Annotated in this window: 19 protein-coding genes; 16 read left to right on the top strand and 3 right to left on the bottom strand. The window is 46.2% G+C overall.

What is annotated here, in order from left to right; genetic code table 11:
- Positions 1-24: 24 nt before the first annotated feature.
- The 4 genes from SY83_RS17645 to SY83_RS17630 all read left to right on the top strand — a co-directional run bounded on the left by SY83_RS17645 (position 25) and on the right by SY83_RS17630 (position 2,916).
- Positions 25-696, top strand: coding sequence for an HAD family hydrolase (locus SY83_RS17645; RefSeq protein ID WP_231891465.1), 672 nt, complete (start codon positions 25-27; stop codon positions 694-696).
- A gap of 196 nt (positions 697-892) precedes the next feature.
- A complete protein-coding gene (locus SY83_RS17640) occupies positions 893-1,615 on the top strand; it encodes an STM3941 family protein (RefSeq protein WP_068608913.1) in 723 nt (240 codons plus the stop codon).
- 2 nt (positions 1,616-1,617) lie between these two features.
- The gene (locus SY83_RS17635) at positions 1,618-2,163 is read left to right on the top strand and encodes a DUF1697 domain-containing protein (protein WP_068608911.1); all 546 of its coding nucleotides are present in this window, start codon (positions 1,618-1,620) and stop codon (positions 2,161-2,163) included.
- 6 nt (positions 2,164-2,169) lie between these two features.
- Entirely contained in the window at positions 2,170-2,916 is a 747-nt protein-coding gene (locus SY83_RS17630) for an AAA family ATPase (RefSeq protein ID WP_068608909.1), read from the top strand.
- 46 nt (positions 2,917-2,962) lie between these two features.
- Here SY83_RS17630 and ndk read toward each other — a convergent pair whose 3' ends face one another.
- Positions 2,963-3,406, bottom strand: coding sequence for a nucleoside-diphosphate kinase (ndk, locus tag SY83_RS17625; RefSeq protein ID WP_068608906.1), 444 nt, complete (start codon positions 3,404-3,406; stop codon positions 2,963-2,965).
- 229 nt (positions 3,407-3,635) lie between these two features.
- Between ndk and SY83_RS23580 the strand changes: the two genes are divergently transcribed.
- Positions 3,636-3,731 carry a putative holin-like toxin gene (locus SY83_RS23580; protein WP_231891288.1) on the top strand — a complete coding sequence of 32 codons (96 nt, stop codon included), beginning with the start codon at positions 3,636-3,638 and terminating at the stop codon, positions 3,729-3,731.
- A gap of 177 nt (positions 3,732-3,908) precedes the next feature.
- On the opposite strand, the gene SY83_RS17620 is transcribed toward SY83_RS23580, so the two are convergent.
- Positions 3,909-4,547, bottom strand: a complete 639-nt coding sequence (locus tag SY83_RS17620; RefSeq protein ID WP_068608904.1) for a thiamine diphosphokinase — start codon at positions 4,545-4,547, stop codon at positions 3,909-3,911.
- 221 nt (positions 4,548-4,768) lie between these two features.
- Between SY83_RS17620 and SY83_RS17615 the strand changes: the two genes are divergently transcribed.
- From SY83_RS17615 to SY83_RS17575, 9 genes are all read left to right on the top strand, one after another.
- Entirely contained in the window at positions 4,769-5,575 is an 807-nt protein-coding gene (locus SY83_RS17615; protein WP_068608902.1) for a DeoR/GlpR family DNA-binding transcription regulator, read from the top strand.
- Entirely contained in the window at positions 5,572-6,780 is a 1,209-nt protein-coding gene (gene nagA / locus SY83_RS17610) for an N-acetylglucosamine-6-phosphate deacetylase (protein ID WP_068608900.1), read from the top strand. Before SY83_RS17615 ends, nagA begins: the two co-directional genes overlap by 4 nt.
- 3 nt (positions 6,781-6,783) lie before the next feature.
- Entirely contained in the window at positions 6,784-7,785 is a 1,002-nt protein-coding gene (locus tag SY83_RS17605; RefSeq protein ID WP_068608898.1) for an ROK family protein, read from the top strand.
- Positions 7,786-7,815: 30 nt separating this feature from the next.
- On the top strand, positions 7,816-8,559 hold the full coding sequence (gene nagB / locus SY83_RS17600) for a glucosamine-6-phosphate deaminase (protein ID WP_068608896.1): 744 nt from the start codon (positions 7,816-7,818) through the stop codon (positions 8,557-8,559).
- A gap of 129 nt (positions 8,560-8,688) precedes the next feature.
- Positions 8,689-9,315, top strand: coding sequence for a trimeric intracellular cation channel family protein (locus SY83_RS17595; protein ID WP_068608893.1), 627 nt, complete (start codon positions 8,689-8,691; stop codon positions 9,313-9,315).
- A gap of 32 nt (positions 9,316-9,347) precedes the next feature.
- Positions 9,348-9,833 (top strand): low molecular weight protein-tyrosine-phosphatase, encoded by a 486-nt coding sequence (locus SY83_RS17590; RefSeq protein ID WP_068608891.1) that lies wholly within the window; start codon positions 9,348-9,350, stop codon positions 9,831-9,833.
- Positions 9,826-10,317, top strand: a complete 492-nt coding sequence (locus SY83_RS17585) for a hypothetical protein (protein ID WP_068608889.1) — start codon at positions 9,826-9,828, stop codon at positions 10,315-10,317. The genes SY83_RS17590 and SY83_RS17585 overlap by 8 nt, the downstream gene beginning before the upstream one ends.
- A gap of 39 nt (positions 10,318-10,356) precedes the next feature.
- Complete coding sequence (locus SY83_RS17580; RefSeq protein ID WP_068608887.1) at positions 10,357-10,824, top strand: DUF3052 domain-containing protein; 468 nt, start codon at positions 10,357-10,359, stop codon at positions 10,822-10,824.
- 116 nt (positions 10,825-10,940) lie between these two features.
- Positions 10,941-11,456, top strand: a complete 516-nt coding sequence (locus tag SY83_RS17575) for a DedA family protein (protein ID WP_068608885.1) — start codon at positions 10,941-10,943, stop codon at positions 11,454-11,456.
- Here SY83_RS17575 and SY83_RS17570 read toward each other — a convergent pair.
- Positions 11,433-12,164 carry an alpha/beta hydrolase gene (locus tag SY83_RS17570; protein WP_068608882.1) on the bottom strand — a complete coding sequence of 244 codons (732 nt, stop codon included), beginning with the start codon at positions 12,162-12,164 and terminating at the stop codon, positions 11,433-11,435. The two genes, SY83_RS17575 and SY83_RS17570, sit on opposite strands and share 24 nt — an antisense overlap.
- 252 nt (positions 12,165-12,416) lie before the next feature.
- Between SY83_RS17570 and pdhA the strand changes: the two genes are divergently transcribed.
- Positions 12,417-13,484 (top strand): pyruvate dehydrogenase (acetyl-transferring) E1 component subunit alpha, encoded by a 1,068-nt coding sequence (gene pdhA / locus SY83_RS17565; RefSeq protein WP_068608880.1) that lies wholly within the window; start codon positions 12,417-12,419, stop codon positions 13,482-13,484.
- A 66-nt stretch (positions 13,485-13,550) separates the two neighbouring features.
- The gene (locus tag SY83_RS17560; protein WP_068608877.1) at positions 13,551-14,528 is read left to right on the top strand and encodes an alpha-ketoacid dehydrogenase subunit beta; all 978 of its coding nucleotides are present in this window, start codon (positions 13,551-13,553) and stop codon (positions 14,526-14,528) included.
- Positions 14,529-14,578 lie beyond the last annotated feature (50 nt).

Here is a 14,578-nt window from a genome sequence, read left to right as displayed (position 1 = left end):
AATGGAGTGTAACCAAAGTTGGATGTGAAAGCGATCATTTTTGACTTGGATAACACGCTGTTAGATCGAACAACCACCTTCCGAAATTTCGTACATCGGTTCAATCAGCAATTTTTTTCTGCAAGTTCAGAAAATGTGCATCAATTAAATACCGATTTAATTGTAAAGCTGGATGACGACGGGTATAAGCAAAAACCGCAATTATTCGCTGAGTTGATTGAAACATTGCCTTGGCCTCAAGGGGACCTTCTGCCTAACGTTGATATGTTAATGGACTTTTACGCCAATGAATATGTGAATGAAGCTACCTTAATGAGTCATGCAGAGGAAGTTCTGTCATTTTGTAAAAACAGATATAAACTTGGTTTAATTACGAACGGTATGGACTCAATTCAGTACGGGAAAATTCAAAGATTGAACATTAAGCACTATTTCGACTCAATCGTTGTGTCCGAAGGAGCAGGTGTAAAGAAACCTGATCGGCGAATTTTTGATATTGCGCTTAGAGAGCTTGAGCTATCAGCGGAAGAATGTATCTATGTCGGGGATCATCCCAAGAACGATATGGAAGGTGCTGCTTTGGCAGGCTTACAAACCATTTGGCTAGAAGTAAACCAACCATGGAGAGACGACCTCAATGTGGTGCCGTTGAAGAAATTGAGACAATTGAGAGAATTAATTTATTTTTTGGCATAAAGGACGTGTGGAGCATTTGGATGTATTTTTTATAGGAATTTGTTGATTTTATTGATCATTATGTTTGTTGGCATTAGCATAAATAACTATTTAGGCAAGCAGGTTCAAATAAGTGAAGATATGAAAATCGCTATTTATAAATTGCTCGAACTCGAAAAGAAGAGGAACAGCGAAGCTCGGAAAGGTAAGTTTTTGGATGAACAAGGCTGAAGAAGAGGAATCACAGGAGAAAAATATGCAGATTAAAGATCCAAAAGTATATTACCCTAATAAAGGCAAAGAGATTTTTAATTTTTTAGTACCTGCCGTTCTTATCGTACTAGGCTTCTGGATGATAGCTAAGTCAGATTTTTCAAATTTTGATATTTACACAGGGGTTATTCCTGGAATTGGTGTTTATGCGATAATGCTGTATCAACATTTAAAACATCGTAAGAATAAAATGTATCAGCAATATAATTCTTTCTTTAGAAACACAGTTGTTCCATGCAGCACGTTTCTAATTATAATATTTGGTCTGGAGACATCTAATCGTACGCTGGTTTTTATCTTATTGTCATTTCCCTTAATTATCTTCGTGGCTTCAGCGGGATATCGTCTATATCGTATGACACGGGGATATCCTTCAATTATTGTAAGTGAACGAGGATTATTAGATCGCACGAGCATCTTAAACGCAGCGTTTGTCAATTGGAATGACGTACAGGAGATTTTTACATATGTTTTTATGAATCGAAGAACCATCGGTCTCGTACTAAGTGAACCTCGTTTTCAAACAATACCATGGATAAACAGGTTTAATCACAGAATATTGTATAAGCAAAGAGTGTTTATACTTACTGATTTAGACGTAGGATCACCTATGGACAAGCTTTATGAAGAGATGAACCAAGCATGGGAACACAGAAAAGAGGCTTAACTATGATAACCTACATCGCATTGTTACGCGGGATCAACGTCAGTGGGCAAAAGATGATTAAAATGGATCGTCTCAAAGAACTTTTCAATCAGTTGGGTTATTTAGAAGCCAGAACCTATATCCAAAGCGGCAACGTCATTTTTCGTTCGGAAAGTAAAGATACTATTAAAATAAGTCAGCAAATTGTATTAGGAATCAAAAATACATTTGATTTTGACGTACCCGTAGTTGTTAGGACAGTGGAAGATTTCCAACGCGTGCTGGAAGGCAATCCTTTTGCAGAGAACATACTTGAAGAAGAGGGGAAGATATACGTCTCATTTCTTTCGGATCCTCCTGTTCCAGAACATATAGAAATCCTTCAATCCTTTCGAAGTCCAGTGGATGAGTATATCGTTAAAGAGAAAGAAGTCTATATATTTTGCAGAGAAAGTTATGGGAAGTCGTTATTTTCAAACAATTTTTTGGAGAAAAAGTTAAAGGTATTCGCGACAACGCGTAATTGGAAAACAGTCAATTCCCTATACGAAATAGCAAATGAAGAATAAGCTAATATGTTTGTTATTACTTCGGGATGGGAGTCTACCGTGTTATTAGAAATAAGAAAACTCCATGAAGAAATTAAACATCCAAATGAATATCCATTTCATATACCATCCATACAAAACTTGACCACGCTACGTTTGGAGAAAAAGGTCACTTTTTTTGTCGGAGAGAACGGGTCGGGGAAATCCACATTGCTAGAAGCGATCGCTTATCAATGCGGTTTCAATACAGCGGGTGGAGGGCGCAATAACACCTATGAGCTAAACGCTTCCCATTCCATGCTCGGCGATTACATTCGGTTATCCTGGCTGCCCAAAATAACGCAAGGCTTCTTCCTCAGAGCGGAATCCTTTTATCATTTTGCAAGTCACGTTGATGAGATCGCCAAGGATCACCCGTCTATCTATGATTCATATGGAGGAAGAACCCTGCATGAACAATCCCATGGAGAATCCTTCTTTTCGTTGTTTCAGAATCGTTTTGGACGCAAAGGGATCTATCTCCTAGACGAACCTGAGGCAGCCCTTTCGCCGGCAAAACAGTTGGCTTTCCTCAGTATTATTCACGAGCTGCAGAAAAGCGCTCAGCTAATCATTGCTACACATTCACCGATACTGCTGGGATATCCAGAGGCGGATATCTTTAGCTTCGACCATCAACCTTTAGGTACGATTGCATACGAACAGACAGATCATTATCAGGTAACCCGACGTTTTCTGGAGAATCGCAAGAAATATCTTAATGAGTTAATGTAATTCTAAACAAAACAAGAGCTCGCGAGAGCTCTTTATGTTTGTGTATTTACATCCAACGTTGAATGATTTTATCGTAGTCCACGATCTCATCCGGGGCGAAGAAGTTAGCTATTTCACGTTCCGCCGAAGCGGGGCTGTCCGAACCGTGTATGATGTTAGTCCCCGTATGTAAAGCATAATCGCCGCGAATCGTGCCCGGCTGGGATTCAAGCACTTTGGTTTTACCCATCATACTGCGCGAAAGAGAAACGACTTCATCTCCAGCCCATACCATGGCAAAGACGGGGCCGGCTGTTATAAATTGGACCAATTCTCCGAAAAAAGGCTTATCTTTAAGTTCTTCATAATGCTTCTCGGCTTGCTCTTTCTTAACGCGAACCAACTTGCAAGCATGGAGTTGAAACCCCTTTAACTCAAATCGCTTTACAATCTCGCCAATTAATCCACGCTGTACACCATCCGGTTTGATCATCAAAAATGTACGTTCCATACCCACTCATCCTTCCGAAAGTTATAATTCTTCCATAAGATGGCTGAATCTGGAGGAAGTCATACATGTCATTCCAGAAAAAACACAAAACCTGTATAGTGTATGCCTTTGGAACTATAGGAAACACAACTTAAGAACGCTTGTTCGCATAATAGAAAACTGCTACAATATAAATACAATCGAACCTTGGGTGGGTGCCTCTTTTCTTCCGGAAGGAGGTGAGGCGAAGATGGACGCGCAAGACGCCATTTCATTGATGATTCTGTTCGGCAGCTTCTTAATTGCATTGTTGACTTATATCCGTAACGATCGTCGCAATAAGTAAAAACCCACCCGCAGGTTGCCGCCTAAGGTGGGTTTCATCTACTTCTGAATCAAGACATCAGAAGGGAGAATCCCGTCCGAGCCGATTGCATGGCCAAGTGTTACGACACTTGGCTTTCTTTTGCTTAAAGTTTATCATAATCCGATGAAGGAGACAATATCCGTATACACACTCCAACTAATCCTTACTTTTAATGATGAGAACTTGTCCTTTATTAATTTCAACTGTACCTTTATCCGATAACAATCGATTGCTGATTCCTAGCGATTGCCCCATCGTTAATACGGCATTATGCAGCGGATATAGAAAACCTTCTAATGTAATCCCTTGAACCTCAGGCGTTAACGGGAGTAAGGATACGTTTGAATATTTCCCTTTATAGATCGTGATTGGTTTATCCGCTACGATGATTTCATTCTTCTCATCCACAATTTTACTCGGTATCCCGCTGCGTAAGCCCTTTAACAACAGATGGACATTGGCAAGCGAGTGGTCGAATCGGGTGCCGAGCGCTCCAATTAATATAATCTCTTGAGGGGTTTTTGCGATCGCCATGTCATAGGCAAGTTCTGTATCCGTCCAATCTTTGTCAACGGGATCGAATGCTCGCGTTTCCAGACTATGTTGTTCTATGTAGTTCATCTCTTCCGAATTAACGGAATCGAAATCACCTACCGCCAGGTTAGGGGTGCGACCGTGTTCAACGAGAAAATGAGCGCCTCGATCCGCGCCGATCAGATAATCTCCCTCCTGAATCTCATCAAGCGCCCAATCGCTCAAATTGCCGCCCGTAAATATCAATATACGTTGATCCATCCATACTTCTCTCCGTTTCTTATACTCAAGTTATATTCTACTTAGCATAATCACTTCTGCATTTGATTTCCACTTCTTGAAGAGAATTTCGTACATATTTATAGATTCTTCATAAAAATATGATTGATATAATCGTTTATTTCATTACATATGATTGAAACAATCAAAAATATGAACTATACTATCATTATAATGTAACAATGTATAAAGAGGAGGCATCCATGTCCGAATCTATTTTAAATAAAGGCGATCAACGCCGGGAAAGTATACTTCAACATTTGAAGTCACAAGGGCGTATCACCGTACAATACATCATCGAGGAATTTGGGTGTTCCGAGGCGACGGCCCGCCGTGATCTTGAGGTGCTCGCAAATCGGGAACCGGTTGTCCGAACATTAGGCGGGGCGCAATATGAAGGCTTCTCCACCGCGAAGGAAACCTCTTTCTTTGAGAAGAAGGCACAGTACTGGACTGAAAAAGAAGCGATCGCCGAACGTGCCGCTTCCTTAATTGAGAAGGGTGATATCATCGGCTTAACCGGCGGTTCGACAACCTATCTCATCTCCAGAGCCATTAAGCATATGCAGGGAATCACGGTGGTTACGAACGCGGTCAACGTGGCTATGGAACTGGCTGAGTCCGAAGGCATTCAAGTTGTGGTGACGGGCGGCGTCTTGCGCAACAATAGCTTCGAACTTTGTGGTCCTCTGGCAGAGCGAATGGTTGAGCATATTCATATTGGCAAAATGTTCATCGGTATCGACGGCTTTTCCGTGAATCAAGGGTTAACAACGTATTCCGAACAAGAGGCGCACATTGCTCAGCTGTTGATTCGCCGTTCGGCTTTTACAGCAGCGGTGTTTGATCACACAAAGGTAGGCAGATCCTCCTTATTCTCAATCGCTCCGATCCGCGATATTCACGCCTGTATTACGAATCAGCCTTTACCGGAGCCGTTTGAACGGATTTTGACCGAGAGGAATGTGAATATCTATTTACCGCACACGACTACGGAGGTTATTACATGACACGATTAACGGACACCTTGTTTATCAATGCGAATGTGTATACAGAAAACGAAGTTTTAAGAGGCGCCGGCGTGTTTGTGCAAGGAGGTAAAATTGCCTCGATTCTGACGCAGCAAGAGCTAGAGCACCATACATGGGATACGGCACTGAACGTCGTTGACCTAGCCGGCAAGCTGCTGCTCCCGGGCTTCGTGGATGTGCATGTTCACGGAGGCGGAGGTTTCGACACCATGAAGCTGGTATCCGAGCCCGGTCAGATGGAAGGGTTAAGCCGGTTCGCCGCCAGTAAAGGAACAACCTCATTCCTGCCTACCACACTGACTGACGAGGCTGATCGGTTAGTGAAAGTCGTAGGTGAGGTTCGCAGGGCCATGGATCATGGAACATCAGGTGCTGAAATTCTGGGCATTCATCTGGAGGGCCCTTATTTAAACCCCAAACGAAGCGGCGCTCAGAAACCGGAGGATATGCGCACGGCGACCCGTGAGGAACTGGATCGGATCATTGAAAGTTCGGGTAAATCCGTTCGATTGATTACACTTGCTCCGGAACTTGATGGCGGGATGGATATCATTCGCTATTTAACCGAGCAAGGCATCACGGTTTCAATCGGCCACTCCGATGCGACATATGAAGAAGTGAAGCAAGCCGTCCAGTACGGCGCGACACATGTGACCCACTTATTTAACGGAATGAGTCCCTTGCATCATCGGGAACCCGGTGTTGCCGGTGCGGCCTTAATGATGGATGAGCTTGCGGTGGAAATGATTTGCGACGGTCTGCATTTGCGCGAAGAACTCGTTAGTTATGTATTCAGATCCAAACCAAGGGATAAAGTAGTTCTGATCACGGATGCCATGGAAGCGGCAGGTTTACCGGAAGGGGAATACATGCTGGGGAAGTTACCCGTAATTATGCGCTGCAACAAAGTTACCCTGAAGGAAGGCGGAAATTTGGCCGGCAGCGCATTAACGATGGATCAGGCTTTACGAAACGCTATGACGTTCACGAATCGTTCGCTGGAAGATATCTTGCCCGCATTAACGCTAAATCCGGCAAAGCAGATCGGTATGGAACACCGCAAAGGCTCTATAGCGAAAGGTAAAGACGCCGACTTCGTTGTGATGCATGAAGATTTAACGGTTCATAGCACCTATGTGAGAGGATCTGTGGTTTATAGAGATCCCAATGAAGTGGAGGCATGACCGATGGGGAGATCGGATGAGGGGAACAACACTAACGTCAAACCAAGCTATATTGCGGGAATCGACTTAGGCGGCACGAATATAGTAGCGGGATTGGTTAAGCCTGACGGAACCGTGCTACGTACGCTAAAGAAGCCTACTCAATCTGAACTTGGAAGCGGCCATGTATTGAAGACTATGGGGGAAATGGTCAAGGAGTTATTGGATATCGAAGGAGCTTCGCTGGACGATCTGCTAGCCGCGGGCGTAGGCTTGCCGGGATTCATTGACCCGACGGCGGGCGTCGTGCGTCTTGCCGGCAATCTGGGCTGGAGCGACGTGGCGGTGGCGGCGCCGCTGTCCGCTATTCTCCGCACCCCGGTCTATATCGACAACGACGTAAGGAGTTTCACTTACGGTGAGGCTACGACCGGGGCCGCGGCAGGCTTCGAGCATGTGCTCGGCATCATGCTCGGCACGGGACTCGCGTCCGGCATGGTGAACGTCGGACGCTTGTATTACGGCAGCGGCTTCACGGCCGGCGAATTCGGCCACATCCGCATGGACGGCGTGCCGTTCGCCTGCGGGTGCGGCATGACCGGCTGCCTCGAAACCGTCGCCTCCGCGACAGGGCTGGTGCGCCAGGTGCGCGCCCAGTTGGCCGCCGGCCGCGAGTCTATACTCGCCGGCCTGGCGGGGGGCGAAACGTCCGCTATCCGCGCGGCGGACGTTTCGCGGGCTTACGACCTCGGCGACGCGCTCGCGGTCGAAATCATGGACTTTACCGGGCGCACGCTGGGTAAAGCTCTGTCTTACGCGGTCACGCTGTACGGGCCTGACGCGATCGTGATCGGCGGCGGCGCCTCCCTGGCGGGAGAGCGGCTCTTGGCCCCGATGCGCGAGGAGCTCAAGCGGATGGTGCATCCCCTATACTGGGAACGGCTGACGATCGTTCCGGCTATGCGGCTGGATGAAGCCGGGATCGTTGGCTCGGCCATGTTCGCATTACATCGATTACAAGATTAAACGCTATGGAAGCGGAGAGGACAGATATAGATGAACATCCTGACATTTCAATCCACGGAAGAACTGAACGAGGCAGGAGCAGGAATTATTGTTTCGTTATTGCAGACGAAGCCTGATGCGGTGCTGGGACTGGCGACCGGAGGAACACCGGTAGGCGTCTATGAACAGCTCGTGAAATCCTACAAAAAAGGATTGGTTTCTTTCAAGAAAGCGACTTCCTTTAATCTAGATGAATATGTAGGCTTGCCACGCGAGCATGAACAAAGCTATTACACCTATATGAAAGAGAACCTGTTTAATCATGTGGATTTGCCTGCGGAACAGATTCACATTCCCGATGGCAACGCACCGGATCCGGAAGCGGAATGCCGTCAATACGAAGAAAAACTAGCGAAAGCGAAGCAGATTGATCTTCAGATTCTCGGACTGGGTCACAACGGACACATCGGATTTAATGAGCCGGATCATGCACTCGTAAGCGGGACACATGTGGTTAAACTTCAAGAAGAAACGTTACGGGCCAATGCCCGGTATTTTGATTCAATTGAGGAAGTTCCCAAACTGGCCATTACGATGGGTGTGGGGATGATCCTTAAAGCCAAGACGATTCTGTTAATCGTACGGGGAGAAGATAAAGCGAAGATTGTACATGAGGCGCTTACCGGGCCCATTCGCACCGAGCTTCCCGCTTCATTGCTGCAAACTCACCCAAACCTGGTCGTCATGTTGGACAACGCGGCTTCCCGTTATTTTCAAGACCAGGAACATATCTAAATGCCAACCAAAAGCACTTATCCGAAGTGCTTTTCTTTGTGCGCGCCTTATTTAAGTATATGAGAATGATCTTGAACCGTATATAATATATGGGATGGTTGCACAACAGTCAGAGGAGAGGTTCGGTCAGTGAGTTGGGAAGTGTTCAGTTTAATCGGTACAATCGCTTTTACCGTAAGTGGCGCCTATGTTGCGATGGAGGAAGAATATGATATACTCGGCGTCTTTGTCCTCGGCTTAGTTACGGCGTTCGGCGGAGGCGTCATACGTAATTTACTAATTGGCGTGGATGTTACGATGTTATGGCAGCAAGGACTCTACTTAAAAACAGCCGTACTGGCGACAATCATTATCTTTATTCTGCCGATTGGCTGGATTCGGCGATGGAAGAATTTTGAGGTGATCCTGGATGCGGTAGGGTTGTCGGCGTTCGCCATTCAGGGAGCGTTATACGCGACTGAGCGGCAGTTGCCTTTAAGCGCAGTCATTGTTGCGGCCATGCTTACAGGCATAGGCGGCGGCATCATACGCGATGTCCTGGCAGGTCGTAAACCGCTTGTGTTGCGTGAGGAAATTTACGCGGTCTGGGCGATTATGGCGGGCGCGGTCATTCATTTTGGCTGGATGACGACCCCGGTTCAATTGTATGCTTTATTCGTATTGGTCATTATTCTTCGCATGATGTCGGTATACTATGGATGGAAGCTGCCCCGCAGGTCATTGCATGAACCGCAACGGCACATAGAAACAAAGTAGGCTAAAGAGTGAGCAGGAGGAAATGAGAATAGATGATTAACATATTATTCGTTTGCCTGGGCAACATTTGCCGTTCTCCGATGGCGGAAGCTGTAGCCAAACAACAGATTCAACAAATGGGCTTATCCGACAAAATCAACGTAGATTCCGCTGGGACGGGCGATTGGCATATAGGACATCCTCCTCATGTAGGAACCCAACGTATTCTCGATACGTACGGAATTGACTATAAAGGCATGAAGGCGCGACAATTCGACTTGCCGGATTTCACCGGTTTTCACTATATTGTCTGTATGGATCGGAAGAACCTGCAAGACGTATTAAATCTACAACCTGACTCTGATGCGCGGACTAGCCAAATTGTGCCGTTCATGCAATTCGTACCCGGCAGTGAACTTGAAGATGTGCCTGATCCATACTTTACTGGTAACTTTGAAGAGGTATATGAGCTTGTTCAAGAAGGTTGCGATCAACTGATTCGCTGGGTTATAGAACGAGAGGATATGGCTCATGTCTAATTCACTAAAATCATTAACGGCATTAAACAAAGTGAAGGGTGACGAGATCACAGCTCGGGTCATCTCCGTACAGACTTTGGCTGAATCCGAGTATGAATTTTACGAAATAGACAAGGATACGGAAACCGGTGAGCATTATTTGCACTTCGCGTATTTGCACAAAGAAGCAAGCAGCGCATTCACGGAGGAATTTTACCATCAACTGATGCCTCTCGGGCATGATGACGTAATCGCCGTCGTGATGGGTGAACAGCTCTATACTTACCCAGTTTACTGGAATCGTACATTCCTGCGTAACGGACCTGAAGGTCATTATGTCTGGTTTAATCCCGCGGGAACAGAAGATCGATCGGGTTTGGAGCGTTCCGGACTAGAAGCTCAGCAACGACTTCACGCATTTAAGCTACGAGGAGACACAGATCCTGAATCGGTCGAGAAGCTGATGAGGGAACTGGATAAACTGTGGGAAGCGGGAGATCAGTAAGATTCAACCGCTACGTTAGGAAAGGAGACACATTAGACTATGTCCGAACAGGATACGCTCAAAAAATTAAATTTCAAAGATCACGGTCAGCCGGTATTAGTTCTGAACGCTCCGCAAGCTTATGCGGAAACAGAATCTGCATTCAAAGGGCATATTCACAGACACCCGGAAACCGGAATACAGTATGATTTTGTTCAGGTATTCGGAAGCAGCAATGACGAAATTCAGGTTCTCGCCCACACAGCTTCACATCACTTGCTGGAAGACGGACTATTCTGGTTGTGTTATCCCAAAAAAACATCAAAACTGTATAAAGGCTCCGATTGTTCGAGGGAAACGGTTGCCGGGTTGCTAAGCGAGGAAGGTTTCGAGCCGGTTCGCCAGGTGGCCATAGATGAAGACTGGTCAGCCCTGCGGTTTCGCAAGGTGGATCATATCAAAAAAATGACACGCAGCTTCGCGGTAACTGAGAAAGGCAAGGCACGCATTGGCGAATTGAACGACTAGTTTCTGAACCAACACCCTTACTAGCGCTTCCAGGCAACCTTGCTGCGGGAGGCGCTTTTATGCATTGTATACATGAAACTAAGTACGTTAAATGGATTAGAAAGGAGGTGCCTTAGGTGAATGATCTGGTAGTACAACTTGTGGAACAGTATGGATATTTATTTTTCTTTCTTGCCTTTTCCCTAGGGCCCTTTGGCGTTCCGATTCCGAATGAGATTACCATTATTACAGGGGGTACCATGGCCGATACGGGGATCCTGAGTCCTTGGGCTGTATATGCTTGTATCATTCTCGGCATGTTGACCGCGGTTACGGTTGGCTATTGGCTTGGTAAATGGCTGGGCGCTCCGTTAATGAAGCGGTTTGAAAGGAAAGAGAAGCATAGACGTTGGATTCAACTCGCGGAACAATTAGTTCAAAGATACGGAAATATCGCCATGTTCATTGGTTATTTCATTCCTGTGGTGCGTTACGTCGTTCCCGTGCTGATGGGAGCGGGAGGGATTAAGTTCCAAACTTTCGCCGCCTACTCCTATCCGGGTGCTGTCACTTGGACCGTTATTTTTTTCGGAATCGGTCACTTGTGGGGTAACGATATCGCAACGATGTTAGCGGTTATAAAAATATTGTAAAGCTTCCGGCAATACACCTTGCCAAAACCCCCACACGTGCTTGCCTTCTTGTTCACTATATAAAGGCTTGGCCCCCCGCTCGACCAGGATCTCATGCGCACGTCGGTTGAAGCTCAGAAAATCGAGCGTGCCATGATCCGTAACCACCGATTCCTCTTGTAAACCTATGACCATGTACATGTCCAAACGGGACAGATCCGTTTCCTGAGTTAACCTAGCCAAAGTGGATTCATAGAATGCGCCTGAAAGAGACAACACCTTATCGAATAACTCCGGGTAGTTTAACGCAATATGAAGAGAGACCGTACCGCCTAAAGAATCACCGGCCAGCACACGCTCGGAGCGTTCTTGACGCGCCGCATACTTTTGTTCAATATAGGGTATCAATTCCTCAGCAAAAAAACGGGTATACGGTTCAAATCGCGTTCCATCCGGTGAATATTCAGAGGTACGGACCGATTTATCCACATCCACACCGACAATGATGACAGGTTCATAATCCTCATCCAGAATCAGCCGGGTCATGTGTGTGGCCACTCGGCCGAAGTTGAAGAAATCCTCACCGTCCTGACAATACATAACAGGGTAACTGAGTACTTCATTATAACCCGGAGGCAGGAAAATTCTTAGATTTCGGTCCTCTTGCAAGTGAGTTGAAGAGATTGTTTCTTTGACAATCGTGCGTTTATAGTATTTGGAATCCGTCATGTGTACAACCTTCTTTTTTCTAGAATGAAATTATTATAGCCGATCTTGGGTAAAAATAGGACAAGGAACTGGTAAAAAGTACGTTCTTGTATTATTCTGTACTAGTAATTTTTTTGCCCTGTTATATACAAGATATCAGAGGAATTCAAGGATTTCAAACAATTCTTTTGACCAAACGGGTACAACAGAGGTATAATATTTCTATAACAGAATATTAATTAGATTTTTAAATTCTATATTGAGGTGAAATTGATGAGCAAGCTGCCGTACGAAGTCTATAGCGACAACGTAGAACCCTTATTCGTGCTTACTCCGGAAGGTGAAGTGGCTAACGAAGCATACCTGCCCCAACTAACGGACGAACAATTGAAAGAAATTATGTACCGTATGCTGTTCACGCGTACTTGGGACGAGCGTGCCGTGAATTTGGGACGTCAAGGAAGACTTGGATTCTACGCTCCGGTATCCGGACAGGAAGCATCTATGATCGGAAGCGAATATGCGTTGGATCGTGAAGACTGGATCTGCCCTGGATACCGGGATATGCCGCAAATTGTATGGCACGGACTTCCGTTGTATCAAGCGTTCCTATATTCCCGCGGTCACCAACACGGCGGACAAGTGCCTGATGATGTGAACGTGCTTATGCCGCAGATTATTATCGGCGCTCAAATTCTTCACGCTACCGGAATTGCGATGGGCTTGAAGAAGAGAGACAAGAAGAATGTAGCGATTACTTACACAGGTGACGGCGGTTCTTCCGAAGGCGATTTCTACGAGGGACTAAACTTTGCAGGAGCGTTTAAGCTTCCTGTTATTTATGTCGTTCAGAATAACGGTTATGCGATTACGACTCCGTTCTCCAAGCAAACCGCTGCACAGTCTGTCGCTCACAAAGCGCTGGCTGCCGGTATTCGCGGTGTGCAAGTTGACGGTATGGATGTTTTGGCTGTTGTTAAAGCGGTTCAGGAAGCAAGAGAGCACGCTGTTAACGGCGGAGGCGCAACACTGATTGAGATGTTGACTTACCGTTTCAGACCTCACTCCCTGGCTGATGATACGACGAAATACCGCACGAAGGACGAAGAAGAATTATGGGGAGCGAAGGATCCGATTGTACGTTTCCGGAACTACCTTGTGAAGAAAGGTCTTTGGACCGATGCGGATGATGACCGTGTGAAAGAAGAAGCCAAAGCTTCTGTACTGGAGAACATCAAGAAAGCTGAGGCTGCTGAGAAGATGACTGTAGCCGGCTTGATCGACAGCATGTTCGAAGAAACACCTAAACACCTTAAAGAGCAAATGGAAGAGTTCAAATAAATCGGATTATAGAATGCGGCTTACAGTCGGATTCAGCTGAACGATCGAGGGAGGATAAGATAAGTCATGGCACAAATGACAATGATTCAAGCGATTAAAGATGCAATGCGCGTTGAATTGGAACGCGACCCTAACGTTCTGATCTTCGGTGAAGACGTAGGTAAGGTCGGCGGGGTATTCCGCGCGACAGAGGGTTTGCAAGGAGAATTCGGCGAGGATCGCGTATTCGATACACCTCTTGCGGAATCGGCGATCGCCGGTTTGGCGGTTGGTCTCGGAACACAAGGCTTCCGTCCGATTGCTGAAATCCAGTTTGTAGGTTTCATCTACGAAGCTTTGGACCAGATGCTGGTTCAAGCGGCTCGTATGCGCTACCGCTCCGGCGGAAAGTATAACAGCCCGATCGTTTTCCGCACGCCTTTCGGCGGCGGTGTAAAAGCTGCGGAATTACACACGGATTCACTGGAAGGTTTAATTCTTCAATCCCCGGGTATTAAACTGGTCATTCCGTCCAATCCTTATGATGCGAAAGGTTTGCTCATTTCCGCGATTCGCGACAATGACCCTGTCTTCTTTATGGAGCATCTGAACTTGTACCGTTCTTTCCGCGCGGAAGTGCCGGAAGGCGAATACACGGTCGAAATCGGTAAAGCGAATGTCGTTCGCGAGGGGAAACATGTAACCATCTTGACATACGGCGCCATGGTTCATACGTCCGTGAAGGCGGCGGAAGAACTGGAGAAGAAAGGTATCGAAGTTGAAGTTATCGATCTTCGTACCCTATTGCCGTTGGATATCGACACCATCGTTGAATCCATTAAGAAAACGAACCGTGCTATCGTTGTACAGGAAGCTCAGAAGACTTCCGGCGCCGCAGCGGAAATTATTGCCCAAATTAATGAAAAAGCTATCCTTCACCTGGAAGCTCCCGTGCTTCGTGTAGCGGGTCCGGATACGGTATATCCTTTCGCATTGGTTGAAGACCAGTGGCTGCCGAACCCGGCTCGTGTTATAGAGGCGGTTAACAAAGTTCTTGAATTTTAATTGCAGTTAGAACTCAACATAGATTCCGATAAATCGTTTCACTGAGGAGG

Source organism: Paenibacillus swuensis (assembly GCF_001644605.1).
GTDB classification, from domain to species: Bacteria; Bacillota; Bacilli; order Paenibacillales; family DY6; genus Paenibacillus_N; species Paenibacillus_N swuensis.
This window is presented reverse-complemented; position numbering and strand designations above follow the sequence as displayed.

Excerpts from the sequence above, each read along its gene's own strand:
- SY83_RS17570 (WP_068608882.1), bottom strand. The coding sequence starts at position 12,164 with ATGACGGATTCCAAATACTATAAACGCACGATTGTCAAAGAAACAATC.
- pdhA (WP_068608880.1), top strand. The coding sequence starts at position 12,417 with ATGAGCAAGCTGCCGTACGAAGTCTATAGCGACAACGTAGAACCCTTA.
- ndk (WP_068608906.1), bottom strand. The coding sequence starts at position 3,406 with ATGGAACGTACATTTTTGATGATCAAACCGGATGGTGTACAGCGTGGA.
- nagB (WP_068608896.1), top strand. The coding sequence starts at position 7,816 with ATGAACATCCTGACATTTCAATCCACGGAAGAACTGAACGAGGCAGGA.
- SY83_RS17620 (WP_068608904.1), bottom strand. The coding sequence starts at position 4,547 with ATGGATCAACGTATATTGATATTTACGGGCGGCAATTTGAGCGATTGG.
- SY83_RS17635 (WP_068608911.1), top strand. The coding sequence starts at position 1,618 with ATGATAACCTACATCGCATTGTTACGCGGGATCAACGTCAGTGGGCAA.
- SY83_RS17605 (WP_068608898.1), top strand. The coding sequence starts at position 6,784 with ATGGGGAGATCGGATGAGGGGAACAACACTAACGTCAAACCAAGCTAT.
- SY83_RS17580 (WP_068608887.1), top strand. The coding sequence starts at position 10,357 with ATGTCCGAACAGGATACGCTCAAAAAATTAAATTTCAAAGATCACGGT.
- nagA (WP_068608900.1), top strand. The coding sequence starts at position 5,572 with ATGACACGATTAACGGACACCTTGTTTATCAATGCGAATGTGTATACA.
- SY83_RS17630 (WP_068608909.1), top strand. The coding sequence starts at position 2,170 with ATGTTTGTTATTACTTCGGGATGGGAGTCTACCGTGTTATTAGAAATA.
- SY83_RS17615 (WP_068608902.1), top strand. The coding sequence starts at position 4,769 with ATGTCCGAATCTATTTTAAATAAAGGCGATCAACGCCGGGAAAGTATA.
- SY83_RS17560 (WP_068608877.1), top strand. The coding sequence starts at position 13,551 with ATGGCACAAATGACAATGATTCAAGCGATTAAAGATGCAATGCGCGTT.
- SY83_RS17640 (WP_068608913.1), top strand. The coding sequence starts at position 893 with ATGAACAAGGCTGAAGAAGAGGAATCACAGGAGAAAAATATGCAGATT.
- SY83_RS23580 (WP_231891288.1), top strand. The coding sequence starts at position 3,636 with ATGGACGCGCAAGACGCCATTTCATTGATGATTCTGTTCGGCAGCTTC.
- SY83_RS17585 (WP_068608889.1), top strand. The coding sequence starts at position 9,826 with ATGTCTAATTCACTAAAATCATTAACGGCATTAAACAAAGTGAAGGGT.
- SY83_RS17590 (WP_068608891.1), top strand. The coding sequence starts at position 9,348 with ATGATTAACATATTATTCGTTTGCCTGGGCAACATTTGCCGTTCTCCG.